Below are 24,462 nucleotides of genomic sequence, written 5' to 3' on the forward strand. Positions count from 1 at the left end.
AAACCGTTATAGAGCACACAAAAAAAACGCCAATGGCGCTTTTTCTAAATATTACTTTGTTGCTTCCTTAACTAACTCAATCACTTCGTCATTCGTTTCAACGTCCAATGCTTTTTCAGCCAACACTTTCATGTCAGCTGTATTGAGCTTTTTCATCAAGGAACGAGTTTGCAAAACAGATGGTGCACTCATTGAAAACTCATCTAATCCCATACCCACTAATAGTGGTACTGCCACAGGATCACCAGCCATCTCACCACACATTGCGACAAACTTGCCTTCTTTGTGTGCAGCTGAAATCACAGTATTAATTAATCGTAAGATAGACGGATTATATGGTTGATACAAATACGCCACACGATCATTTCCACGATCCGCAGCCATTGTATAGGCAATCAAATCATTCGTACCAATGGAGAAGAAATCAACTTCTTTGGCAAATTTATCGGCTAAAATTGCTGCAGCTGGAATTTCTATCATAATGCCCAACTTAACTTCACCCGTAGCCACACCCGCTTTTTCAAGCTTTTCACGTTCTTCAAGGTAAATTTTTTTAGCAGCACGGAATTCGCTTAATGTTGCAATCATTGGGAACATAATCCATAAGTTGCCAAACGCAGATGCCCGTATCAATGCACGTAATTGCGTGCGAAAAATATCAGTCTGATCCAATGAAATACGAATGGCACGATAACCTAAGAACGGATTCTCTTCTTCAGGTAATTTCCAATAATCAAGATGCTTGTCGCCACCAATATCCATCGTACGAACTGTAACGGGCTTGTCACCCATTTGTTCGACAACAGATTTGTAAGCCTCAAACTGTTCATCTTCGGTTGGTAAATGATCAGATTCCATATACAAGAATTCTGTTCGATACAAACCAACGCCTTCAGAACCATTGTCTAAAACAGCTTGCATATCTTTTGGTGCGCCAATGTTAGCACCAACGATAAATTCTTTACCATCAGCAGACACTGATTTCTCATCTTTTAACTTAGCCCATTCCGCACGTTGTGCGAAATAATCGGCTGCCTTTTTTTGATAAGTAGCAAGTGTATCGGCATCAGGATTAACAATTACATCACCTGTCAAGCCATCAACAATGACCAAATCACCACTAGAAACCTCAACTGTTGCTTTTTCAGAACCAACCACCGCTGGAATTTCCAACGTACGTGCCATAATTGATGCGTGAGCTGTTCGACCACCAAGGTCAGTTAGAATACCTTTTACGAACTGACGATCTAGTTGCGCTGTATCGGAAGGAGTTAAATCCTTTGATACAAGAACTACTTCTTCATCAATTAGTGCTGGATTAGGCAAAGAAATGTTCAATAAATGTGACAAAATGCGCTTCGTTACGTCGCGAATATCTGCTGCACGTTCTTGCATATATTCATTATCCGTCATCGCATCAAACATACTGATGTACATATCTGTGACTTCTTTGACAGCTTGTTCAGCGTTAACTTTGTCATCTTCTATTTTTTGTTTAATTGCACCAGACATTTCTGGATCAGCCAAAACCATTAGGTGTGCTTCGAATACTTCAGCCTCTGCAGCACCTAAACTTTCGGTTGCCTTTGCCTTTATCAATTTAACATCATCACTAGAAGCCTTCAAAGCATCGTCGACACGTGCTTGTTCAGCCGCCACATTTGTTACTGTTGTCTTCTCAAAAGACAAATCCGGATCAACTAACAAGTAGGCTTTAGCAATTGCTACGCCGTTACTTGCCGCGATTCCTTTGAAGTTTTTCGTCATTTTATTCTGCTAGTCCTTCTGTAGCCATTGCTTCAGCAATTGTTGTCATTGCTGCTTCTTCATCAGCACCCTCAGTCTTAATAGTAACATCGGCTCCTTGACCAACACCCAATGACATTACACCCATGATTGACTTCAAGTTAACATCCTTACCTTGATATGACAAAGTAACATCTGAAGCAAACTTTGAAGCTGCTTGTACTAACAAAGTTGCTGGACGTGCGTGAATACCTGTTTCTGCGATGATATGAAAGTCTTTTGATTGTGCCATGTTTAAAATTCTCCTTTGTGCTGTTAATCAGCTTCTGAATATAGTTTATCAAAGCGCTTACAAAATATCAAGTAGAATATTGCACAAATCATTGTTATATCAAGCACTAAAGCTAGAAATGCCTATTTACCGGCTTTTTCAATGAAAACGTTTACATTGATTTTGCGTCCTCTTTTCTGAAAAATAGATTGTTCATACTTGAAACAACTTATATCCACAATAAAAAAGCGTTAAACATCATCAGTTCAACGCTTTTTTCTCACTTAAAATTTTCATACAGGCCATTAACAAAGTCTAGCCAGTACTGTGGATTTAGAGGTTCTCCCGTAGCATCTTCCAATACTTTATTAGGGTCTACAGCTCCACCATATTGCCAAACATGCTCCTTACGCCATTCAAAAATTGGTGAATAATCTCCCGATTCAAAGATAGCTTTAAAATCTAACGTCTTTGTCATGGTTGCTCTAAATTGAGCTGCATATAAATGACCGAGTGCATAACTTGGAAAGTACCCAAATGATCCGCCCGCCCAGTGAATGTCCTGTAAAATACCAGTCAAATCATCTGGCACTTCTAAACCAAGATATTCTTTATATTTCTTATTCCAGAGTGCTGGCAAATCACTTATATCAACGTTATCGTTAAAAATTGCTTTTTCAATTTCATAACGAATAATGATGTGCAGTGGATAAGTTAGCGGGTCCGCTTCAGTACGAATCAGTGTGGCTTCAGTTTTTAACCACGCTTGATAAAATTGATCAAAATTAATATCATCAAATGTTGGTGCCACAATTGCTTGTAACTTTGGATATTCAACTGCCCAAAATTCTTTTGATCTTCCAACCATAACTTCATTAAACAACGATTGTGATTCATGAATACTCATGCTGATTGGCAAAACTGAACGTACATCATCATACTTAGAATCAACATTTTGTTCAAAGAGTCCATGGCCTGCCTCGTGGAGAATGCCTAGAACTGCCATTTGAAAATTATTTTCGTCCCAGCGTGTGGTGATACGAGCATCATCACGATTCAGAGCTTCCATAAATGGATGGATAGTATCGTCTAGCCGGCCCTTATTTAGGTTGTAACCCAATCTTTGTGCAGCCGCCATAGCATACTTACTTTGTTGTACCTTAGTGACCTTACGACTTAAAAATTCATCGTTAGGTATCGAATCATTGGCTGACAATTTGTGACGCAATGTTGTGATACCATTCTTAACTTGGTCGAATACTGCATCCAATTTTTCGACAGTTAATCCTGGTTCATATTGATTTAATAAAACATCGTATGGTGTTTTTTCATTTTTTTGCCATAGCGGAATGAATTGCTTCAAATAGCTAATAATTCGTTCCAAATATGGCTGATAAACTTTATAATCATTAGCCTCACGCGCTCTTGCCCAAAAATCTTGTGCTTCCGAAAGTGTTTTCTGAAAAGCAATAAAATCTTTTTCAGGAATATTGCCTGTCATATCAAAATCTTTACGTGCCTTTTGAAGCACAAGATGACCTAGACTATCTAATGATGAATCGTCAGCTTCCAAATCTTCTAATATCTTTTTTCGAGCACTTCCAGTTGAAACTTGAAATAACTTTTCAGCTAAATATGCGTCCATCTCTGCACGAAAATGTCCCGCATCCTTTGGCATCCCCGTCAAAGCATCCCAACCTGAAAGTGCAGCTATTTGTGTCAAAATAGTCTGCTCTTTAACTGAATCAAATAAATCATGTTGTGTCGTCATACATAGCTCCTATTAGAATATTTTTAGTTAATAATCATTTTATCATTTCATTTGAAGAAATGTGTCATCATTGATCATTATTTAGAAAACTGTCTTAATTAAAAATAAAAAAGAAACTAGACCTATTAGCAGATTTAGTTCCTTTTATTTTTAGTTTTGAAATTCCTGATTTCCCGCTGCTTTACCTAAACGATTATTAAAGGCTTTACCAATACCAATCGGCGGCATCTTTTGAACGTAAATCGTGGTTATCTGACTATCATCATCGTAAAAACGTAACCCAGCAAATAACTGTTCAGTAGCCGTTTCTAAGGTATTTCCTAATGACCACGCCTGATGATTCGTTAATGCCATTTTTTTAATCATATCATCTTTGGCCATTACAACATCATTTGGTGCAAGTACTTGCTTTAATTCTAAGGCATCTAATTCGTCAAACATTACGACATTTTTGTCTGGGGCATAGTGGCGATATTTCATGCCCGGTGCCTTAGGTGTTACATTACTCGCAACAGATTCTGTACTAGTTGCATCAATGACCTTCATTTGTAAGACTTCTTCAAGTTGTGGTTGGGTCACTGCGCCTGGTCGTAAAATAATCGGTGTCGATATTGACATATCGACAACCGTTGACTCAACACCTACTTGTGTTGGTCCATCATCAACAATTCCGGCAATTTTATTTTGCATATCATGCCACACATGCTGTGCTGTTGTTGGGGATGGCTTTCCTGATGTATTTGCACTTGGTCCCACAATTGGTACACCAGCAGCACGAATTAACGTACGTGCCGCGTCGTTAGCAGGTAAGCGAAAAGCAACCGTCTGTAATCCACCGGTCACCAACATGGACACCTTTCCTGGTTTGATAGGTAGGATAATAGTTAACGAACCCGGCCAAAAATGGTCCATCAATCCCCTAGCTTGGTCAGAAATAGTTACAAATTCATCCAATTGTGCAGCGTCTGCTACGGTCATAATCAAAGGATTGTCAGCAGGTCGTCCCTTAGCGACAAATACCTTTTTAATTGCTGATTCATTCGTTGCATCGGCTCCCAGTCCGTAAACTGTTTCTGTTGGAAAAGCAACTACTTCGCCGTTTTGGATAAGTCGGCTAGCTTCTTCAATATCATTTTTTGTGGTTTCAAAAATTTTTGTTTTCATTTTTCTACTCGAATCATGCGATCAAGACCTGAAAAATCTTGTCGCAAAGTTATCTTAGCTTTAGGCAATGCCGCTTGTAATAATTGCTGTACTGCCTTTCCTTGCTTATAACCAATTTCAAAATACGCACGGCCATGTTCAGTTAAATGTGCATCTAATCCACGCGCAATTTTTTCGTAAATTGCTAACCCATCGTTTTCAGCAAATAAGGCTGTATGCGGTTCGAATGTTAACACACTGTCATCCATCTCATTCTCATCACTATTAGAAATATATGGTGGATTACTAACAATAAGATCAAATTTCAATCCGCTTAATGCGCTAAAAACATCGCTTTCAACGAAATGTAGATGTGATAAATTAAAACGTTGCGCATTCATCTCAGCTACCGTCAAAGCATCTTGAGAAATATCTGCCGCAAACCCTTTTACTCGGTCGTTCTCAAGCATTAATGTTTCGATAATAGCCCCACTACCAGTACCAATATCTAACACAGAAACCGGATGTTTAGTATTACCAGCATCTTTCAAAATCCATTCAACCAGTTGCTCGGTTTCTGGCCGTGGAATCAACACACGTTCATCTACCATAAATTCACGTCCATAAAATGGTGCATGACCTAAAATATATTGTGGCGGCTTATTTTTAACTAATTCTGATACCCAACTAGGCCAAAGTGCGGCTAAAGCTGCCGGCATTTGTCGTGACATATTTGCTCGCAGCATACCATAATTAACATTCAGTGCCCCACTGAGAAGAAAATCAATATTATTCTTAGCATCGTCTGCTGGCATACCAACACTGGTTAGCTCTGAGATGGCCCATTTTTTGGCCTCAAGCAATGAAATTTTCACTGTGGCTGGATTAACTGGCTTTTTGATGTCGTCCCATTCAAACCATTTTGGTGTATTTAATTTGCTCGAAAGTACTTTTGGATCTGGTTTGGATTTTTTAAACTGATCTGGCGTTTCAAAATGTTTCCCAGTCATTTGTTTAGTTCCGCCAACTTTGCTGTTTGATCAGCAATAACCAATGCATCAATAACTTCGCCAAGTTCACCGTTCATAATACGATCCAACTTATTAAGTGTTAGACCAATACGGTGATCTGTTACACGATTTTGCGGATAGTTGTAGGTTCTGATTCGTTCCGAACGATCACCAGTTCCAACCGCTGATTTCCGCTGTGCTGCATATTCAGATTCATTTTGTTGTGCATAAAAATCATAAACACGACTGGCTAACAGCTTACGTGCTTTATCACGGTTTTTAATTTGCGTTCGCTCTTCTTGCATCTTAACCATAATACCAGTTGGCTTGTGAATTAAACGAACCGCTGTTGACACCTTATTGACGTTTTGTCCGCCAGCACCACCTGAACGGAAAAATTCCTCTTCCAAATCTGATTCATTTAGTTCAAAATCAATTTCTTCAAACTCTGGCATGACACCCACTGTAGCTGTTGATGTATGGACACGCCCTTGCGTTTCGGTAGCCGGAACGCGTTGCACACGATGAGCACCAGACTCGAATTTGAGTTTAGAATAAACATTGTTCCCAGTAATCATGACAGCTACTTCTTTGTAGCCCCCCACCTCGGTAGTGCTTTCATCAATAATGCTCATTGACCAATTTTGACGTTCAGCATAACGTCGATACATATCCAACAAGTCCGCAGCAAACAGTGATGACTCATCTCCACCAGCTGCCCCACGTATTTCCATAATAATGTTTTTATCATCATTTGGATCCTTAGGTAGCATCAATATTTTTAACTGTTCTTCCAGTTGTTCTTTTTCAGGTTTCAAGGCACTGAGGTCTTCCTTAGCCAAAGGCGCCATTTCAGCATCGCCCAGCAGTTCCTCTGCATCCTGAATATCTTGAATAACTTGTTTATAGCGTGTGTAAACTTCAACAGTTTGACGTATTTCGCCCGCTTCCTTTGAAAGCTTCATGTAATGTTGACCATTATTCATGACTTCCGGATCAGCCAGTTGTTCATTGAGCTCATCATAGTGATCTATAACGGTTTGTAGTGATTGAAATATAGGATCCATTTTACTCTCCAATAATTGTTTTTAGTGGTATTCAGCCCAAAACATCTTGTTTCTTATGTACAAGACCAAAGGTCTTTTGATGAATTGAATTATTTAACCGGAAACATCTCAGTTATTTTATCTAAATCAGGCTTAAACCAATGATGACGACATGTAGGAATATAGGCTTCATCCCCGCCAATAAAAACTTGCGCACCTTCCCGTTGTGGCTTCCCATCAACAATACGCAATTGCGTTGTCGCTTTTTTACCGCAAAATGAGCAAATGGTTTTCATTTCCTCTAACTTGTCAGCCAGCTCTATTAAACGTTTTGATCCTTCGAATAAATGATTGAAGGCATCTTGCTTCAACCCAAAAGTCATTACCGGAATGTTCAAGTGGTCAACCACATAAGCTAGCTGATCAACTTGTTTAGCAGCGAGAAACTGTGCTTCATCAATCAAAACTACTGCTAAATGATCATCTTTCATGCCCTTGATCAAATGGTATAGATCATCTTCTGGTTGGACTGCCACAGCCTCTCTAGAAAGACCGATGCGACTAGCAACGACGCCAACACCAGCTCTTGTATCCATAATTGGTGTCATCAGCAACACCTTGCGCCCTTGTGATTCATAATTATGCGCAACCTTAAGAATTTCAATAGACTTTCCGGAACTCATTGCGCCATATTCAAAGAATAATTGTGCCATATTTTTACTGTGCTTACGAGCAATCGAAAACACGATTCTCCTTTTGATTAACTTAAAAAAGTCCGTGTATATCATAAAAATGATAATATTTATAATCAACATTATTTGTCTAAACGAAAATGTAGACAATACTAATAATATTATAGCAATATTTACGACAACAAAAAAGCCACGATTATGTGACTTGAGCAGACAAAGCTATTATTGATAAAAATCATTCGCTTGTTTCACGACGAACCGTTCCTGGCTTCAACAAATCGGCCCATGTCAGTGTTTTAGACGTTTTATAATTGACCAACTCATTTAAACGGCTAATGGCTACACCATTAGTGGGCGATGAATCATGCAGAATAAAACCATTACCAAGGTAAATTGCAGCATGGAGACGGTCTTCAGTATAGGTATTTGGCGTCACCAGCACATCACCACGCTGCATATTAGACCATTCAACTTCTGTACCAGTTTGTGCTAATAAAGTTGTTGACGCTGCTGATTGCACAACTAACGGCAAACCAGCCTTTCGATAAAACCAAGCAATGAAGGAAGAACAATCAAATTCGTTTTTAGCTACAGAACTATCAGTACGACCGCCACCATAAGAATAGGGGCTTTTGCCAACTAAAGTCATACCGCCTGAAATAACTTTTTCAATGGTTTCATTGTCACTTTTAACAGACGCGGCAATTTTTTTGTATGCTGTGACAGAATTATTCACGCCATTTTTATCAAAATAATAATAATAGCCATCAATTTTTTTCAAACCATACACCATTTCACCAGTTTGAGGTGAAAAGTAGTATTCTTTTTTACCGATGGTTTGTAGTCCAGTCAACTTCTTTTTAGTTGTATCTGAAATCAAAAATGTTTTCCCTAAGGTAGTCGTCTTTAAAGTAACTTTTTCACCACTAATTGTTGTGAATTTTTGTGATGTGCTCTTCAATGGCGTTGCTTTCAACACTTTTTGTGGTAATGCTTTTATATTATCCGGTAGGTTGATAACGTTTGTTCTGACCGCATACGTTCCGGCTAAACTAATAATGACAATAGGTACTGCCACAGTCCACCAATGCTTACGCCGTGCATGCTTTTTTGATTTTGATCTTGATACTTTCTTTCTTGATTTCATTTATCTTAGTTTCCTTCATAAATAAGCAGCTTAAACTTCGTCTTCAGTTTAACAAACGGATCTTATAATAAGATTAAATAATTTTTGAATCCTAGAAAGTTACTGATTACTTATGAACCAAACTTGACAATTCACTAGGTTTTAATTGTGCCAATAACTTTTTTGCAGCACGCCCACGATGTGAATAAGATACGCGAACGTCGATTGGCATTTCCGCAAAAGTCTGACCATTTTCAGCTTCAAACAAGGTATCAAATCCTACCGAAAACTGACCTCGTTCTGCCAAAGCTAACTTAGTTCCGCCTCGTCCGATTGCGCGCTTCACTTGATCATCCGGTGTTAATAAGACAAATAAAGCCTCTAAATAAGCACTTCGATCCATCTCTGATGCATACAACCCTAATAAATATTCATCTTCTTCCTGGATAGATTTAAGTCCCAAACTTTTAAATTCGCGAGCAATAGTTAATCCAAATCTGGCTGGGAAAGCAGCAAAATACGCACCTGTATCATCAGCTAAAATCCATTCTTTTGGCAAAAATTGCTTAATAAAACGTGCCTTAGCTAAAGCATTTTCATATTGATCATCAGTAGTTTCTTCTGGAAAAGTTTTTTCACTCATTATCGAGCGATAATTGATCACTTGGACGCCAAACTCAGCAAATACTTGTTGAATCTCCCGTGTTTTAGCTGAATTGTTAGATGCGATTACTATTTTTTTCATTATGACACCTTTCCAAAATAAATCCACGCTACTATATTATTGTAGTCAGCAGATTATGGCTGATTTTCCGTCTGTTATCTCGTTTTCATTTTACCATGACTAGGGAAGAACGTTTTAGTTAGGCTGGTACCCTACTGTAAAACATCCTTCAAAATTAAACTTTACAAGTATCTATGCAAACATTGTATGAAATTCCCCACCGCGCACTTGTTCATGGTAAAATTAGAATCATGAAAGTGGGGATATTATGACAGTTAAAAGTTCAATTGCACGCGTCACAGCAAAAACTTCGTACTGGTTTTTACGAAATATTTTACATCGTGGTGGAACCAGTTTACCCGGTAAACTAGCTGTTTCGATTGATCCTGACATTTTAAAAACAATTCAACAAGATTTTGATTTGATCATTGTCACTGGAACCAACGGAAAAACACTCACGACCGCCTTGATTACTCGTGTCTTACAAGCTGGTGGCTATCAAGTCATCACCAACCCTTCTGGGTCAAACATGATTCAAGGTATTACCGGAACTTTAGTGACAACCAAAGTAAAAAAATCACCTAACGGTAAAAAGCCACTAGCCGTACTCGAAGTTGATGAAGCCAATGTTGAAAAAATCACGGCAGCAATCCAACCAAAAATGTTTGTACTAACCAATATTTTCCGTGATCAGATGGATCGCTATGGTGAAATTTACACAACTTACGAAAAAATTGTTACTGGAATTAAGAATGCACCTGAAGCGCTTGTCCTAGCCAATGGCGATTCACCTATATTTACTCGCGGTAATTTCACCAACACGCGTCGTTATTTTGGTTTTGATCACGTTGTGCCAGCAGATTATAATCCTGATGTTGCACCAATTAACACTGATGGTATTTTGTCACCAACCGATAATTCTGTACTCCACTATGATTTTATTACTTATGCTAATTTGGGAAAATATTTTAGTACAACAGACAAGTTTTCGCGCCCCAAGTTAAATTATCGCATCACTGGTGTGGATCATTTAACACCACGATACTCAACTTTTAGCATTGACAACACACCATTGCGCATTGAAATTGGTGGCTTATATAATATCTACAACGCCCTAGCAGCTTTCTCAGTCGGACGAGAATTTGGTGTGACTCCTGAACAAATCAAAAAGGCATTTGAATCAAATGCTCAAATTTTTGGGCGTCAAGAAACCATTGATGTTGACGGTAAAGATGTGATCATCGTTTTGATTAAGAACCCCGTCGGTACTAATTCAGTAATCGACATGATGCTCACCGAAAAAGATGAATTCTCTCTTTTGGCGCTGTTAAATGCAAATTACGCAGATGGCATTGATACTAGTTGGATTTGGGATGCTGAATTTGAGAAATTACATGATACAAAAATACAAGCCGTAGCCACTGGTGGCGAACGTTATAAAGATTTACGCGTGCGTTTAAAGATGGCTGGTTTTACAGACCAAGCCGTTTATGAAGATCTCTCAGAAGTCGTGACGGCTATCAAGTCACTGCCAACAAAAAAAGTTTATATTGCTGCTACTTATACGGCAATGCTGCAATTGCGCGAACAATTAAGCGCTAAGGGCTACATCAAAGGAGGTTTCTAATGGCTGATTATGATATTTCTGTGGCTCATTTATATGGCAACCTAATGAACACCTATGGTGATTATGGTAACATAATCGCCTTAACCTATTATGCTAAGCAAATTGGTGTTGCCGTTGATTACCATTTGGTATCTCTTGGGGATGAATTTAATGCTACCGCATATGATTTTGTCTTATTTGGTGGAGGACAAGATTATGAAGAGACTATTGTCGCCCATGATTTGAAATCTAAAGCGCAACCAATCCAAGATTATATTGAAAATGATGGTGCATTGTTAGCCGTCTGTGGTGGTTTTCAATTGTTAGGTAAATATATGCTCATGGCTGATGGAACAAAAGTCGATGGTATCGGTGTAATGGATCACTACACCACCAATATGCATGATGAAAAATTGACAACGCTAAAAGACGAGCGATTAACCGGTAATATTGTGATCAAAAACAACGAAACTGGTGAAACCTACCATGGATTTGAGAATCACCAAGGACGTACTTTCCTAGGTGAAAGCGAACGTTCATTAGGTACTGTTGTTTCCGGTAATGGTAATAATGGTATGGATAACACCGAAGGTGTTATTTACCGCAACGTCTACGGCTCATATTTCCATGGACCGATTTTCACACGCAACGGTAATTTAGCTAAGCGTGTCTTAACAACAGTCTTAAATAAAAAGTATCCGACTATTGATTGGCAAGCAAAGTTAAATGTGATTGAAACAGAGACATTTTAATAACCATAAAAAAGCAACAGCTGTCCGAACAGTTGTTGCTTTTTAAATATTTTTGTCCTGATTATTTAGTTTCTGATGTTCTTCGGCTTGTTGCTTCTTAACCTTAGTAACTTCTCTATGGTACCAACGCATAATCATGACCAGACCTACTGTTGAAATCAACATGGCAATGACTACCCAAATAAAAAATAGAATTAATTTTGTGTCTTGTGACATTATTATAACTAACACAGATTACCATACAACCTGCATTTTTCCTTTCAAATTGCTATATGTACACAGCCACTAGGCTGCATTAGTTTATTCTGATAAATGGTAATAATACGTTGATACCGAAATATCCTCACGAGCAGCGAAAGCAGCGCGTAAACGAAGTGAATTTTGGTTATGCAAAATATTTTGCCATGGTTGTTTTGGTACAAATTGTGGAATTAATACTGTTACTGAATGATTGCGCTTTTTTGCTTGTTTAACTACAGCATCCACAAAGCTCAAAGAGGGCTTAACAATCGATCGATAAGAAGAATGGATATCAACATAACGCACATCAGGAAAATCTAATTTAAATTGGGTTGATGTTTTCAACTCTTTTTTGGGGTTAACATCAAAACTAACATGCATAGCCACTACGTAATCACCAACAGATTGCGCGTAATCAACGGCCTCCATAGTTACCTTCGTAATATTTGAAACTAAAACAATAACTGTTGCGCCGTCGTAATGGTGACGCTCAGCATTATCATTTTTAAGATATTGTAAACGTAATTGTTTACCAATACTCATATAATGATGTTTAATTTTCAAGAACATAAACAAAATCATTGGCATAATGAAAAGGTATGGCCAAACATGTTCAATTCTCGTTGCAAAAAGTGTGATAACTAAAACGGCAGAAATAAAGGCACCAATAAAATTGATAATCGCCTTAACCACCCAATTTTGTGGTTTACTACGCCACCAGTGAATAATCATACCAGATTGCGATAATGTAAACGGTACGAAGACACCAACAGCATATAGTGGAATCAAAGCATCTGTTGACCCATGAAAAATCATGATAAGCACAATTGCACCAAAGGCCAACGATAGAATACCATTAGAATATCCCAACCGATCACCCCTATCCATATAAAGATGTGGGAGATATTTATCACGAGCTAAATTTAATGCAAGCATTGGAAAGGCAGAAAAGCCGGTGTTGGCAGCAACAGCTAAAATCATTGCTGTTGCAAATTGTACAATATAAAAACCAACGTGATAACCACCAAATGTTATCGCAGCAATCTGTGATAATACGGTCGACTTACTATTTGGCGTAATACCTAACCAGTAACTCAAAAATGTGATACCACCAAAGAAAGTCGCCAAAATAACAGCCATTGTTGCTAATGTTGCGGCCGCATGCTTTTCTTTTGGTTTCTTAAAATTAGGTACAGCGTTAGAAATTGCCTCAACACCTGTCAAAGATGATGATCCGCTTGAAAATGCACGCATGAACAAAACCAACGATAAACCACTAAAACTTGTGCCAATTTTTGCGGCTGCATGATATGGCAATTGCCCAGTCAACGCCTGGAACACACCCCAAGCAATCATACTTACCATCACTACAATGAAGAAATAAACCGGTACCATCAAAAAATTAGCGCTTTCACGTAACCCACGTAAATTCATACCAGTTAGCAATAAAACAATAATAATTGACAATGGCACCGTAAAAGGTAGCGTAGCCGGAAAAGCGGCTGTGATCGCATCGGCAGCAGCTGAGGCGGAAACAGCAACAGTCAACATATAATCAACAAGCAATGAGCCACCAGCAATTAACCCCGCTTTTGCGCCCCAATTCTCACTGGCTACTGCATAAGCGCCACCACCTGACGGATAAGCATGGATAATCTGCCGATAACTCATGACAATAGCAGCTAATAATACTAAAACAAGCAATGCAATTGGAATTTGTAACCATAATGCCACTGCACCGGCAGCCAATAAAGCAGTTGTAATTGACTCAGTACCATAGGCTACTGATGACAAAGCGTCAGATGATAAAAGTGCCAGTGCTTTGGTTTTAGATAATGATTGACCACCCTCATCAAGTGTCTTCAACGGTTTCCCAATCAATGTTCGCTTAATATTTTCAAACATATCATTTCTCTCAATACAATTATTTATTACTCAACATATTCTACGCTATTTTGTGTAGTAAAAAAAGCCGTCTATGTGACGACTCGATGACATTTGCATTGATTGTCTGTTTCTAAACTTTAGTTATATTTATACCACATCAAGATGCAAATCGTTCTTCTTGGTTTTGCCAAGCTTTTTCAAGACATAGTAGAATACTAGTCCTGCAACAGTTGGTACAACAGCTCCGAAGACGATCATTAGGACAAAACCACGTGGATCTGATGTTGCCAAAGCAATTGGGGCGATGAAACCATTCAAGCCCAACCCGGCGATTGCATAAGGGACCTTGAAGTTGAAGATTCCAACGGCAAATATGGCTGAGACACCTGCAATTAATGCTGGTCCAAATAACAATAAGGGACTTTTTAATAGATTAGGGAATTGCACTTTGGGCGTAACGATGATTTGCGCCAGGTTAGCACCCAAATCGTTTTGCTTCCAACCCATTGCTGTGTACATTACAAATCCTGCCGTTGTACCAACTAATGCGGCACCACCTGATAAGGGATCTAACATAACCGCAATGGCCAAGGCCGCTGATGAGGCCGGTGTCATCAAGAATAGGAACCACACAACAGCAACCACGAATGCCCCTAAGAATGGATTAATCTTCATCGTCGAAGCTAATTCTTCAGATACCCAGTTTAAGAATGGTGTCGTGACAGACGCTGTTGCTAAGCCAAAGAACGTTCCCGCTAATACGGCACCCAATGGTACTAACATCATATCTAATGGTGTTTTACCTGTTAACCAGTTACCAACAAGTACGGCCAATAGCGCTGCAAGAACAGCAGAAACTGGTTGACCAGATGTCATCACTAGTGAACCCGCAGCTTGATCAGCAACCCAGCCAGTAGCAGTATGTGTTGCTGGTGAAACAGCTGATGTAAAGTAAACAGCGTTTGATCCAACTGTTGCAGCGATTAATGCAGCACCTGTTGTCAGGATATTTGCACGCATCATCATAGCAATACCGACGCCTAGAGCTGGTGCCAACATTTTTTGGCCCATCAACCCAGCCTGGATTAGCGGTGTGTAATGAAAGATATTTCCTATTGATGCCATTAAGAGTCCCATACCAAGGACAGCTAAAATGGCGTTTGAAATTCCTTGTGAAACATCAAAGACAACTTCACTTACTTTACGTGGTTGTTCTTTCATATCACTTACTGTTTTGGCCTCTTCTTTGGCCGGTGTTGTAGACAATGGTGCATCCATGGTCTTATCCTCCTGTATTATCAACAATAATTGCTCTCCCCATAATTATTTGTACAATTATGGTAAAACTATAAGAAAAAAGGAAGCGCTAGATAAACTAGCGCTTCCTAAAGTATGTCGAAAAAATTCAACAACTCCACGCCAGCCTTTCTTCAAGGCTGGCATCAAAAAGTAGACCAACCTCGAAGTCAAATAATAATGACGACGTTGATCTTAATGACTTGTGTGAAGTTAGTTGAACTTAAACTTTTCATAAGAGTTTTTTCCTTTTAGTTAATAAAATTATTATGACATGACAAATGTAAAATGTCAATAGTCTAATTAAATTAATTTAAAACACATTTATAGAAAATGTTTTATTTTTATAAACGTAAACCATTTCCTCTAATTTTAGATATAATAGGTAATACAATTACTTAGGGGGAAGTTACATGAATCTACTAGAAACTATTCAGAAAAGAATACCTTATCGTTATGGTGTTTTGTTAGCGATTATTCTTCTGATTTTTGCTTTAAAACAGTTTATGTCTTTACTGTTATTAACAATTATATTTTCTTACCTAGCTATGAGTGTTGCTAAGCCATTAGCTCATTTTTTGAAAATATCTCGGGCTCTATCAATTGCGTTAGTTTACATTATTTTTATCAGTGTCGTGTCATTAGCCATCCAACACGGTGCTGCTACGCTAATTGAGCAAATCAAGAGTATGATTACTTTAGCCATGAATTGGAATTGGCAAGACAATGCACTGTTGCAAGATGTATACAAAAACGTTAATCAATATACTTCTATGTTTAATAGTAAAGATTTAATTTCTGAGAGTTTATCACAATTAAATCATATTGGACACGTGATTTATCAATTAGTGTTAGCTTTACTATTTAGTTTTATATTTAGTATGACTTATCCAAAATTACGTTTATGGAGCATGAATTTTTTACATAGTCCATTCAAAAAATTTTTTGGTGAGTTTTATATTATCGTCCACCGTTTTATTATTATTTTAGGTAAATTGTTTGAGATCCAACTCATCATTTGTACCATCAATACAGCACTGATGTTCTTAGTGCTATTGTCATTGCATTTCCCCTATTTATTAGGATTTACTATTTTAATTTTCGTGTTGGGATTGATTCCTGTATTTGGGGTCGTTATTTCATTGGTACCTTTGACTATCACTGCTTTTATTATTGGTGATTGGGATACCGTGATCATCATTGTAGTTGCTGTTGCTTTAATACATCTGTTCGAGTCTTACTTCCTACATCCTCACCTAATGTCTCAGAAAACACACATGCCAATTTTAATTATCTTATTAAACTTAATTATCATGGAACATTTTTTTGGTGTCTGGGGGCTAATTATTGGATTGCCCATTTTGACTTTCTTACTTGATTTTTTCCAAATACAAAAATTCAATCATTAAAAAAAGATGAACCTTGCGGTTCATCTTTTTTATTCTACTCATTACTAGATATCTCAGAAAAGACTAGGTTACGCGCATCTTCCAGATTTTGCAATGCTTCAAGGGTTTGCTTTTCATTACGTGTTTTCAAACCGCAATCTGGATTGACCCAGAACTGATTATGATCAATAACTTTCAAGCCACGGCGGATATTGTCCGCAATTTCTGCAACTGAAGGAATACGAGGTGAATGAATGTCATAAACACCTAACCCAATTTGCTTATCATAATGTGCATCTTCAAAAGCTGAAATAATTTCACCATGTGAACGCGAAGTTTCAATGGAAATCACATCAGCGTCTAATCCAGAAATAGTGCTGATAATATCCTCAAAATCTGAATAGCACATGTGTGTGTGAATCTGCGTCTCATCACGCACACCGGTTGTGGTGATTTTAAATGAATAAATTGCTTCGTCCAAATAATCTTGCCAATTACGTTGTTTCAATGGTAGCCCTTCACGCAAAGCTGGTTCATCTACTTGAATAATCTTAATACCAGCCTTTTCCAAATTAATAACTTCTTGACGCAAAGATAAGGCAATCTGATTCTGAACTGTAGCCCGTGGGATATCATCACGCACAAATGACCAATTAATGATTGTTAATGGCGCAGTTAACATACCCTTCACGGGTTTATTAGTTTGTGCTTGTGCAAAAGCTGACTCCTTCACAGTAATGGGCTCAACATAATCAACATCTCCAAAAATAACTGGTGGGCGAACACCACGTGAGCCATAAGATTGAACCCAACCATTTTGTGTGGCAAAGAAACCAGCTAATTTTTGTCCAAAGTATTCCACCATATCAGTACGCTCAAATTCGCCATGGACTAGAACATCTAGATCAATATCTTCTTGTAGCTGTACCCAACGCTTGGTTTCTGATTCAATGAAATCATTGTATTGTTCATCAGACAGTTCACCCTTACGCCAGGCTGCACGCTTAGCTCGTACATCGGCTGATTGCGGGAATGATCCAATTGTAGTTGTTGGCAACAATGGCAGGTGCAAACTACCTTGTTGCTTCTTAGAACGTTCTGCATACTTTGAATCGCGCTCGAACCGTTCTTGTGATAAATGTTGTATGGCTTCTTGCACTACTTTGTTATTCCGAGCTTGTGAACTATTCAATGCCTCCAGAGCAGCGGCATTCTGTTCAAATATTGCCGTCACGTCATCGCCATTCAACTTTTTAGTTAAAGCAACTAACTCTTGCACTTTCTCGTCAGCAAATGCTAACCCACCAAACAGTTCAGGACTTGCCTTAGTTTCATACTTTTTAGTAATGGGTACATGAAGCAACGTATTGGAAGGCTGTAACCATAGTTTTGGTGCTAGCGTACGTAGTTCTTCAGCAAAATTAGCTTTTTCTTGCAGATTAGCCGTCCAAACGTTGTGCCCATCAATTATTCCTGCTGCCAATATTTTGTCTTCTGGAAATCCAAACTTGCGAATATTATCGAAATTTTCACCGTGACCATGAACGAAATCTAATCCGATTGCTTGTACGGGTAATTTAGTGACTGCCTGATAAGGATCAATTGAATCAAAATACGTTTGCAATTCAATGTTTAATTGCGGTGCCACCTCATTCAAATACTCAGTAGCACGTCGATATGGTTCCACGTCAGCTTCATCCGCTACTTTGACTAGCGTGGGTTCGTCTAGTTGGATCCATGTCACACCAGCTGCTTGTAGTTCCTTAAATACTTGTCCATAGAGTGGTAAAATTTGTTCTAATAATTGATTAATGTCAGATGAAGCAGATACATATTCGCCTCTCAACTTACCAAGCTTGATCAATGTCACAGGACCAACAATGACAGGCTTACCATTGATATCTAATTCATCTTTAGCTTCCTGCCAATACTTTAGCCAGCGATTTTCTAACAAACGTGGGGTTGTATTATCAAATTCAGGAACCGTGTAGTGATAATTGATATTAAACCACTTTGTCATATCTGCAGCCACGTTGTCTTTGTTCCCACGAGCCACTGCAAAATATTCATCTAACGTTAAGGGACAATCATAACTACCAAACCGAGTGGGAATTAAGTTAAAAGCAGCTATCGTATCTAATACATGGTCGTAGTTTGAATTGTCCGCGACAGGAACAATATCCAAACCAAATTCAATTTGTTTTTTTAAATTAATTAAACGTAGTTTTTTAGCAGTTTCATTAAACTGCGCTTCATCTATTTTACCTTGCCAATAAGATTCAAGTAGTTTTTTCCACTCACGGTGTTCGCCTAGTCGTGGATAACCTAAGTTTGATGATTTTACTGTATTTGTCATGTTTTTCTCCTCGTTTTAAATAAGCTGGTAATTGACAAATAACTTCATTTAAACCTATCAACAGAACCACTACCGGTAAGAAAAACAGCCGTTAGAATTTTATTAGCATGCAAGTAATAGACTTTTCGACATGTTACTTTCATGAGCTTCTTCTTTCGTTTATTGCATCAAAGCGTTAATATTTTTGATTGAATGTGCCTATTAATTTCTGGCAACATTATCTTCAAAACATTTGGTTGATTCATCGCATACAAATGAATACCGTCAACCCCATGATCTAACAAATCATGGATTTGCTCCAATGCATATTCAATTCCAGCCTGTTGCAAGGCTTCTGGTTGATCTTCATATTTATGAACAATCTTTGCCAAGCGTGCCGGTAAAGATGAACCAATCATATAAGTGATACGTTCGACTTGCGCACGACTAATGATAGGTAAAATACCAGCAGAAACTGGTACCTTAATATAATTTTCCTTCAGTGCCTCTTGCATGTTATAGAAAACGCCATTATCGAAAAATAGCTGAGAAATTAGAAATTCTGTACCACTAATTACTTTTTCTTTAACCCCAGTTACACTAATTCCTGTCGTTGGATTATCAACATGTCCTTCTGGATAAATTGCTGCACCAATATCAAACCGTCCGTCTTTTTTTATCTCTTTAATTAGATCTTTTGCAAACGGATAATATTCATTCACATAATCTTTTGTCGGTGTGTCACCGCGAAGTGCAAATATGTTTTCAACGCCCGCTACGCTTATCTTTTCAAGATTTCCCTTTAAACTACTCGGTGTTTGGTTAATACCAGTGAGGTTGTGTAAAGCTGTTATACCGCAATTCCTTTCGATATATTCCGCAATCTCTTTGGTCCTTTTATGATTACTACCGCCGCCTGCACCGTATGTCACACTAATATAATCAACGCCAGTTTCTTTTGGATTTACTTCTTGTAACGTTTTATACAAAGCGTGTAGTCCATCTTCTGTTTTTGGCGGAAATATTTCAAAAGACAGCACTGGAGCTGACTTCTTTTTATAAATGTCCGTAATTCTAGTCATAGATATCCTCTCAATTTTTACTACCAAATCAGTGAAAATTGAGTTAATATAACCGCATCAACGGCCCCACTGCCATTTAAATAAACTGCCGTCGTCATTTTATCAGTGTGTAAATAATAAATTGTTTGATTATTTACGCGCACAATCTTCTCTCCTTGCTAATTAAACTCACCTTAGCAAACTCTCTACTCTTAAAACATAAAAAATCCCGCAATCCGAAAAAATTCAGATTGCGGGACGATTCCTCGTGTTACCACCCGTTATTCGTATGCTTTGTTGCACACCTTAACTTCAGTCTTCCAATACAGGATTAGAAAATCAAAACAGCTATAACGGGCTTTCCCGGCCATATTTTACGTCGCTTTGATTTCAAAAATCTTACCACGCTCACTAAAGCGAAACTCCAAGACCATCTTCATGATATGACATTACCTGTTTTCACCAAACACAGGCTCTCTATAAATGCATTAATCACTACTTATCTTTTCTTCGTATAAAACTATTCAATCTTTGCCACAAATGAATCAAACAATTCTTGAGCATCTGGATTGTCCATCAGTAACATTTCTGGATGCCACTGTACTGCATAAATACGTCGTGAGTCATCAGAAAATGCCTCTACAACGTTATCTGAACTCGTGGCGTCCAGCTTCAACCCATCTGCCAATCTTTTCACTGCTTGATGATGAAAAGAATTAACAAGTGATTTTTCATCAAAAATATCACTCAGCCAACTTTGACGTTGCAATACTATATGGTGTGTTGGTACATACCATTTTGTCGGATATTGATTATGCTTTACTGACAAGCCGTCATACTGACTACCTAAATCTTGGTACAAAGTGCCACCCAGTGCAACATTAATAATTTGCAATCCACGACAAATACCTAGAATTGGTTTTTCTTGTTTAAGCGCTTCGATTACCAGCGCCACTTCAAAAGCATCACGTCGATCATCGGTTTCATGTAAATTAATATGTGGATCTTCACCAAAATACACTGGTGAAACATCTTGACCGCCTGCTAATAACAAAGCATCAACTGAATCGATGTATGCCTTAGCCAACTTTGTATCACCAATTGGAAACACGATAGGTAGCGCATTCGCACCGCTAATACCATCAATATAATTTTTTTGGATATAATCGACATAATTGGTGCCAAAATGAGCATTCGCATGAACAAGATTATTACTTGGTATACCTACTTTTTTCATCTTTGCACTCACTTTGCATACTTATAGTTCTGATAACCAATCAAAGGATAATCTAAGTTTTTAACCGATGAGCGTAATAAATGAACATTGGATACTTGATACAATGGCGTAACACCATTTAAATCATTATTCAACTTGGCTGCTTGTTGTTCCAACTTATAACGGGCGTCATTGGCCTCATGTTGCTCAGAAACCTTGTTGATAATCTTCTCATATTCCGAATTAGTCCAATTTGTAAAATTAATTGCCCCCTTCGAATAAGCTATATCCAAGAAATCAATGGGATCATTATAATCTGTTGACCATGTTAAAGTTCCAGCCTGAAAATCATGACTCTCAAAGGCGGAAATTTCAGCATTTAATGGCAATTGCTTTAGGTTAATTGTAACATCAGGCAACGTTGCTTCAATACTCTGTTTCAAGTAAACACCTAATGCCTTATAAGCATCGGTATCAGCTGTATTAAGCGTAATTGTAATTTTTTGTTGATTTAATTCTGATTGCGCTTGTTTCAAATACTTTTGAGCCAATGCCTTGTTATAAGGTAGTGACAAGTTCGCATTGAAATCTTTACCGTCTACTTTTACTTCACCACTTGGCACAATTGATTTGGCAGGTGTTGAACCATCAGCCAACGCTGATTTTGTTAACTCCTTGCGGTTTATTGCTAAACTCAAAGCTCGCTTGAGATTTGTATTGCTGACTGTCTTATCATCAGCATTCCAAACAATAAACGCCACACGTCCCTTTTGTGTTGATTTAATATCAGTAGCATGGCTCTTCTTCAAATCCGTTAAAATACCACCAGATATTTCTGCTTCGTCGACCTTCTTTGCTAGATATTGTTTAGAAGCTAGCGTTGCATCAGTGACTTGAGTAGCCTTAATGGTATCATAATGAACATTTTTAGCGTCAGCATAATACTTATTTTTGACAAATTCCCAAGTCGTCGATGATTGATTCCATTTTTTTATCGTATAAGCACCATTTGAGACACTCGTCTTAGCTGTTTGGCCATACTTGCTACCATACTCTTTTAGTTTATCTGAATTAATTGGATACAGTTGGTTAGCCAATATAAAATTAAAATAAGGGACTGGATGAGATAGTTCGATTTTCACCGTGTATTTGTCTGGTGCACTAATACCAAGCTTATTAACGTTTTCTTTATTATTATATACAGCATCATAACCAGCAATATCTTTAAAATGGTTAGCACGAGTAGATTTTGTAACTGGATTTACTTGACGTTTAACTGAATTAACAAAATCAGATGCCGTTACTTGTGAGCCATCAGACCACTTTTGGTTCTTCTTGAGCTTAATTGTATAAACCTTATTACCTTGGGTTGGTTGAACTATTTTTTGAGCGACCCCCGGAATAATTTTGCCATTAGCAGATGTTGTATAAAGCCCCTCAAGTGTTTGCACTTCTGCCCAATTCGCACCAACTTGATCAGCTAGATTTGGATCCAATGTTGAGATGTTGTTTTGAACAGCAACTCTTAACGTATGACCTTTCGCTGATTTTGACGGACGTGTTGCAGCATAAATGCCAGCAACTGCGATAACAGCTACTGCACCAATGACTATTTTTTTATTCATATTCTCTCGCTCCCAAATACATTAATAGTGTCATTTTAACATGCCTATGACTTAATAAAAGCAATAATCACTATCAAATGCTGTTAAATCTCTCCCATAGTAGTAAACACTACTTATTTAACATATGATAACGCTTCATCTAAAGCGTTAATTAAATCATCTACATTTTCAATACCAATTGAAATACGTATCAAATCCGGTGTAATACCTGCTGCTTGCAGCTGCTCATCATTTAACTGGGCGTGTGTTGTTGATTTTGGATGAATAATCAAAGACTTAGCATCCCCAACATTAGCCAATAACGAGAAGATATCTAAGTTATTTATCAATGTTTCTGCACCAGCTTCGCCAGCTTTTAAGCCAAATGTGAAAATCGATCCAACACCGTTCTTAAAGTATTTGTCAGCGAGTGGCTTGTATGGAGAATCATCTAATTCTGGATAACTGACCCAAGCCACTTTGTCATTATTATTCAAGTAAGAAACAATTTTACGTGTGTTTTCTACATGGCGCTCAACACGCAAGGATAGTGTCTCTAATCCTTGCAACAGATAAAACGCTGATTGTGGTGATAATGTTGCCCCTGTATCACGTAAATGTTCTGCACGGATTTTAGTTACAAATGCGCCACCTTTTAGATCAGACCAAACAATACCGTTGTACGATGGTGTTGGCGTGGTGAAATCAGGATAGCGTCCTGAGGCCTCGTAATCGAAATCTCCTTTTTCAATCACTACCCCACCCAATGTTGTACCATGTCCACCAATAAACTTAGTGGCTGAATGAACAACTACATCAATGCCGTATTCCAGCGGACGAGTCAAAAATGGTGTCGCAAAAGTAGAATCCACAATAGAAATAATACCATGTTTTTTCGCAATTGCTGCAACGGCTTCAAAATCAATAATATTTATTTTTGGATTTCCTAAGCTTTCGAAGAAAATAACTTTTGTATTATCTTGAATGGCCTTTTCAAAATTTTCAGGATCATCTGGGTCAACAAATGTTGTATCAATAGATAATTTCTTCAATGTTTCTGAAAACAACTCGACCGTGCCACCATATAGCGTTGATGCGGCAACAATATGATCGCCAGCTCCAGCAACATTCAATATTGCAGCGGTAATTGCCGCTGCACCAGAAGCTAACGATATAGCCGCTGTACCACCTTCGAGCGCTGCAACTCTTGCTTCAAAAGCTGAATTTGTTGGATTGGTTAACCGCCCATAAATATTGCCAGCATCTGTTAAAGCAAATCGCCCAGCAGCTTGTTTAGCATCCTTAAAGACAAAAGAAGTTGTCTGATAAATTGGTACAGCACGCGCACCTGTCGCTGAATCTGGCTCTTCTTGGCCAGCATGAAGTTGTAGTGTTTCAAATGCGTATTTTTTTTCTGGATTAGTCATAGAATATTTTCCTCATGTAAGTTATTTTTATGCAACATTTAATAAAATTATTACTGATACCACATTCGTGTTTGCACTAAACCACAACCAAGAAGTGTACTTAATGCTCGTGTTGTCTCAA

The 24,462-nt window shown here is 38.1% G+C and carries 21 protein-coding genes and 1 other annotated feature; of the genes, 3 read left to right on the forward strand and 18 right to left on the reverse strand.

Translation table 11 applies throughout. The features are described from left to right. Nucleotides 1-51 precede the first annotated feature (51 nt). From ptsP to RHP56_RS08870, 9 genes are all read right to left on the reverse strand, one after another. A complete protein-coding gene (gene ptsP, locus RHP56_RS08830; RefSeq protein ID WP_011680377.1) occupies nucleotides 52-1,767 on the reverse strand; it encodes a phosphoenolpyruvate--protein phosphotransferase in 1,716 nt (571 codons plus the stop codon). 1 nt (nucleotide 1,768) lies between these two features. Continuing rightward, nucleotides 1,769-2,038 (reverse strand): phosphocarrier protein HPr, encoded by a 270-nt coding sequence (locus RHP56_RS08835; RefSeq protein ID WP_002815800.1) that lies wholly within the window; start codon nucleotides 2,036-2,038, stop codon nucleotides 1,769-1,771. A gap of 259 nt (nucleotides 2,039-2,297) precedes the next feature. Then, on the reverse strand, nucleotides 2,298-3,788 hold the full coding sequence (locus RHP56_RS08840; protein ID WP_048592403.1) for a carboxypeptidase M32: 1,491 nt from the start codon (nucleotides 3,786-3,788) through the stop codon (nucleotides 2,298-2,300). Between the two features lie 150 nt (nucleotides 3,789-3,938). Continuing rightward, nucleotides 3,939-4,952, reverse strand: a complete 1,014-nt coding sequence (locus RHP56_RS08845) for an L-threonylcarbamoyladenylate synthase (protein WP_102753435.1) — start codon at nucleotides 4,950-4,952, stop codon at nucleotides 3,939-3,941. After that, on the reverse strand, nucleotides 4,949-5,941 hold the full coding sequence (prmC, locus tag RHP56_RS08850) for a peptide chain release factor N(5)-glutamine methyltransferase (RefSeq protein WP_102753434.1): 993 nt from the start codon (nucleotides 5,939-5,941) through the stop codon (nucleotides 4,949-4,951). Before prmC ends, RHP56_RS08845 begins: the two co-directional genes overlap by 4 nt. Then, the gene (gene prfA, locus RHP56_RS08855) at nucleotides 5,938-7,008 is read right to left on the reverse strand and encodes a peptide chain release factor 1 (protein ID WP_059442331.1); all 1,071 of its coding nucleotides are present in this window, start codon (nucleotides 7,006-7,008) and stop codon (nucleotides 5,938-5,940) included. Before prfA ends, prmC begins: the two co-directional genes overlap by 4 nt. An 89-nt stretch (nucleotides 7,009-7,097) precedes the next feature. Beyond that, nucleotides 7,098-7,700, reverse strand: coding sequence for a thymidine kinase (locus RHP56_RS08860; RefSeq protein WP_025268476.1), 603 nt, complete (start codon nucleotides 7,698-7,700; stop codon nucleotides 7,098-7,100). 214 nt (nucleotides 7,701-7,914) lie between these two features. Beyond that, a complete protein-coding gene (locus RHP56_RS08865) occupies nucleotides 7,915-8,826 on the reverse strand; it encodes an NlpC/P60 family protein (RefSeq protein WP_102753433.1) in 912 nt (303 codons plus the stop codon). Nucleotides 8,827-8,932: 106 nt separating this feature from the next. Continuing rightward, the gene (locus RHP56_RS08870) at nucleotides 8,933-9,550 is read right to left on the reverse strand and encodes a non-canonical purine NTP pyrophosphatase (protein WP_102753432.1); all 618 of its coding nucleotides are present in this window, start codon (nucleotides 9,548-9,550) and stop codon (nucleotides 8,933-8,935) included. A 247-nt stretch (nucleotides 9,551-9,797) separates the two neighbouring features. Here RHP56_RS08870 and RHP56_RS08875 point away from each other — a divergent pair, with 247 nt between their 5' ends. Continuing rightward, a complete protein-coding gene (locus RHP56_RS08875) occupies nucleotides 9,798-11,156 on the forward strand; it encodes a Mur ligase family protein (RefSeq protein WP_102753431.1) in 1,359 nt (452 codons plus the stop codon). Then, nucleotides 11,156-11,887 (forward strand): type 1 glutamine amidotransferase, encoded by a 732-nt coding sequence (locus tag RHP56_RS08880; RefSeq protein WP_050884427.1) that lies wholly within the window; start codon nucleotides 11,156-11,158, stop codon nucleotides 11,885-11,887. Before RHP56_RS08875 ends, RHP56_RS08880 begins: the two co-directional genes overlap by 1 nt. A gap of 42 nt (nucleotides 11,888-11,929) precedes the next feature. On the opposite strand, the gene RHP56_RS08885 is transcribed toward RHP56_RS08880, so the two are convergent. The 3 genes from RHP56_RS08885 to RHP56_RS08895 form a co-directional block, all read right to left on the reverse strand. Then, the gene (locus RHP56_RS08885) at nucleotides 11,930-12,103 is read right to left on the reverse strand and encodes a hypothetical protein (RefSeq protein ID WP_002815813.1); all 174 of its coding nucleotides are present in this window, start codon (nucleotides 12,101-12,103) and stop codon (nucleotides 11,930-11,932) included. Between the two features lie 84 nt (nucleotides 12,104-12,187). Further along, nucleotides 12,188-14,032 carry an APC family permease gene (locus RHP56_RS08890; protein ID WP_102753430.1) on the reverse strand — a complete coding sequence of 615 codons (1,845 nt, stop codon included), beginning with the start codon at nucleotides 14,030-14,032 and terminating at the stop codon, nucleotides 12,188-12,190. A 129-nt stretch (nucleotides 14,033-14,161) separates the two neighbouring features. Further along, entirely contained in the window at nucleotides 14,162-15,292 is a 1,131-nt protein-coding gene (locus RHP56_RS08895) for a PTS sugar transporter subunit IIC (RefSeq protein WP_011680387.1), read from the reverse strand. Nucleotides 15,293-15,723: 431 nt separating this feature from the next. Here RHP56_RS08895 and RHP56_RS08900 point away from each other — a divergent pair, with 431 nt between their 5' ends. Next, on the forward strand, nucleotides 15,724-16,719 hold the full coding sequence (locus tag RHP56_RS08900; protein ID WP_014325110.1) for an AI-2E family transporter: 996 nt from the start codon (nucleotides 15,724-15,726) through the stop codon (nucleotides 16,717-16,719). A gap of 34 nt (nucleotides 16,720-16,753) precedes the next feature. Here the strand turns inward: RHP56_RS08900 and metE are convergent, their stop codons facing one another. From metE to RHP56_RS08930, 6 genes are all read right to left on the reverse strand, one after another. Beyond that, entirely contained in the window at nucleotides 16,754-19,054 is a 2,301-nt protein-coding gene (gene metE, locus RHP56_RS08905; RefSeq protein ID WP_102753700.1) for a 5-methyltetrahydropteroyltriglutamate--homocysteine S-methyltransferase, read from the reverse strand. A gap of 167 nt (nucleotides 19,055-19,221) precedes the next feature. Further along, complete coding sequence (locus RHP56_RS08910) at nucleotides 19,222-20,115, reverse strand: methylenetetrahydrofolate reductase (RefSeq protein ID WP_002815819.1); 894 nt, start codon at nucleotides 20,113-20,115, stop codon at nucleotides 19,222-19,224. A gap of 20 nt (nucleotides 20,116-20,135) precedes the next feature. Continuing rightward, on the reverse strand, nucleotides 20,136-20,258 hold the full coding sequence (locus RHP56_RS08915; RefSeq protein WP_002815820.1) for a hypothetical protein: 123 nt from the start codon (nucleotides 20,256-20,258) through the stop codon (nucleotides 20,136-20,138). Between the two features lie 87 nt (nucleotides 20,259-20,345). Beyond that, nucleotides 20,346-20,614, reverse strand: a binding site (T-box leader). Further along, on the reverse strand, nucleotides 20,615-21,331 hold the full coding sequence (locus tag RHP56_RS08920) for a gamma-glutamyl-gamma-aminobutyrate hydrolase family protein (RefSeq protein ID WP_011680390.1): 717 nt from the start codon (nucleotides 21,329-21,331) through the stop codon (nucleotides 20,615-20,617). A gap of 8 nt (nucleotides 21,332-21,339) precedes the next feature. Further along, nucleotides 21,340-22,935 carry a peptide ABC transporter substrate-binding protein gene (locus RHP56_RS08925; protein ID WP_048592417.1) on the reverse strand — a complete coding sequence of 532 codons (1,596 nt, stop codon included), beginning with the start codon at nucleotides 22,933-22,935 and terminating at the stop codon, nucleotides 21,340-21,342. A gap of 113 nt (nucleotides 22,936-23,048) precedes the next feature. Then, nucleotides 23,049-24,341 carry an O-acetylhomoserine aminocarboxypropyltransferase/cysteine synthase family protein gene (locus tag RHP56_RS08930; protein WP_014325114.1) on the reverse strand — a complete coding sequence of 431 codons (1,293 nt, stop codon included), beginning with the start codon at nucleotides 24,339-24,341 and terminating at the stop codon, nucleotides 23,049-23,051. Nucleotides 24,342-24,462 lie beyond the last annotated feature (121 nt).

The sequence above is a fragment of the Leuconostoc sp. C5 genome, from assembly GCF_056530425.1.

Coding starts and splice junctions, on each gene's coding strand:
- ptsP (WP_011680377.1), bottom strand. CDS start 1,767: ATGACGAAAAACTTCAAAGGAATCGCGGCAAGTAACGGCGTAGCAATT.
- RHP56_RS08835 (WP_002815800.1), bottom strand. CDS start 2,038: ATGGCACAATCAAAAGACTTTCATATCATCGCAGAAACAGGTATTCAC.
- RHP56_RS08840 (WP_048592403.1), bottom strand. CDS start 3,788: ATGACGACACAACATGATTTATTTGATTCAGTTAAAGAGCAGACTATT.
- RHP56_RS08845 (WP_102753435.1), bottom strand. CDS start 4,952: ATGAAAACAAAAATTTTTGAAACCACAAAAAATGATATTGAAGAAGCT.
- prmC (WP_102753434.1), bottom strand. CDS start 5,941: ATGACTGGGAAACATTTTGAAACGCCAGATCAGTTTAAAAAATCCAAA.
- prfA (WP_059442331.1), bottom strand. CDS start 7,008: ATGGATCCTATATTTCAATCACTACAAACCGTTATAGATCACTATGAT.
- RHP56_RS08860 (WP_025268476.1), bottom strand. CDS start 7,700: ATGGCACAATTATTCTTTGAATATGGCGCAATGAGTTCCGGAAAGTCT.
- RHP56_RS08865 (WP_102753433.1), bottom strand. CDS start 8,826: ATGAAATCAAGAAAGAAAGTATCAAGATCAAAATCAAAAAAGCATGCA.
- RHP56_RS08870 (WP_102753432.1), bottom strand. CDS start 9,550: ATGAAAAAAATAGTAATCGCATCTAACAATTCAGCTAAAACACGGGAG.
- RHP56_RS08875 (WP_102753431.1), top strand. CDS start 9,798: ATGACAGTTAAAAGTTCAATTGCACGCGTCACAGCAAAAACTTCGTAC.
- RHP56_RS08880 (WP_050884427.1), top strand. CDS start 11,156: ATGGCTGATTATGATATTTCTGTGGCTCATTTATATGGCAACCTAATG.
- RHP56_RS08885 (WP_002815813.1), bottom strand. CDS start 12,103: ATGTCACAAGACACAAAATTAATTCTATTTTTTATTTGGGTAGTCATT.
- RHP56_RS08890 (WP_102753430.1), bottom strand. CDS start 14,032: ATGTTTGAAAATATTAAGCGAACATTGATTGGGAAACCGTTGAAGACA.
- RHP56_RS08895 (WP_011680387.1), bottom strand. CDS start 15,292: ATGGATGCACCATTGTCTACAACACCGGCCAAAGAAGAGGCCAAAACA.
- RHP56_RS08900 (WP_014325110.1), top strand. CDS start 15,724: ATGAATCTACTAGAAACTATTCAGAAAAGAATACCTTATCGTTATGGT.
- metE (WP_102753700.1), bottom strand. CDS start 19,054: ATGACAAATACAGTAAAATCATCAAACTTAGGTTATCCACGACTAGGC.
- RHP56_RS08910 (WP_002815819.1), bottom strand. CDS start 20,115: ATGACTAGAATTACGGACATTTATAAAAAGAAGTCAGCTCCAGTGCTG.
- RHP56_RS08920 (WP_011680390.1), bottom strand. CDS start 21,331: ATGAAAAAAGTAGGTATACCAAGTAATAATCTTGTTCATGCGAATGCT.
- RHP56_RS08925 (WP_048592417.1), bottom strand. CDS start 22,935: ATGAATAAAAAAATAGTCATTGGTGCAGTAGCTGTTATCGCAGTTGCT.
- RHP56_RS08930 (WP_014325114.1), bottom strand. CDS start 24,341: ATGACTAATCCAGAAAAAAAATACGCATTTGAAACACTACAACTTCAT.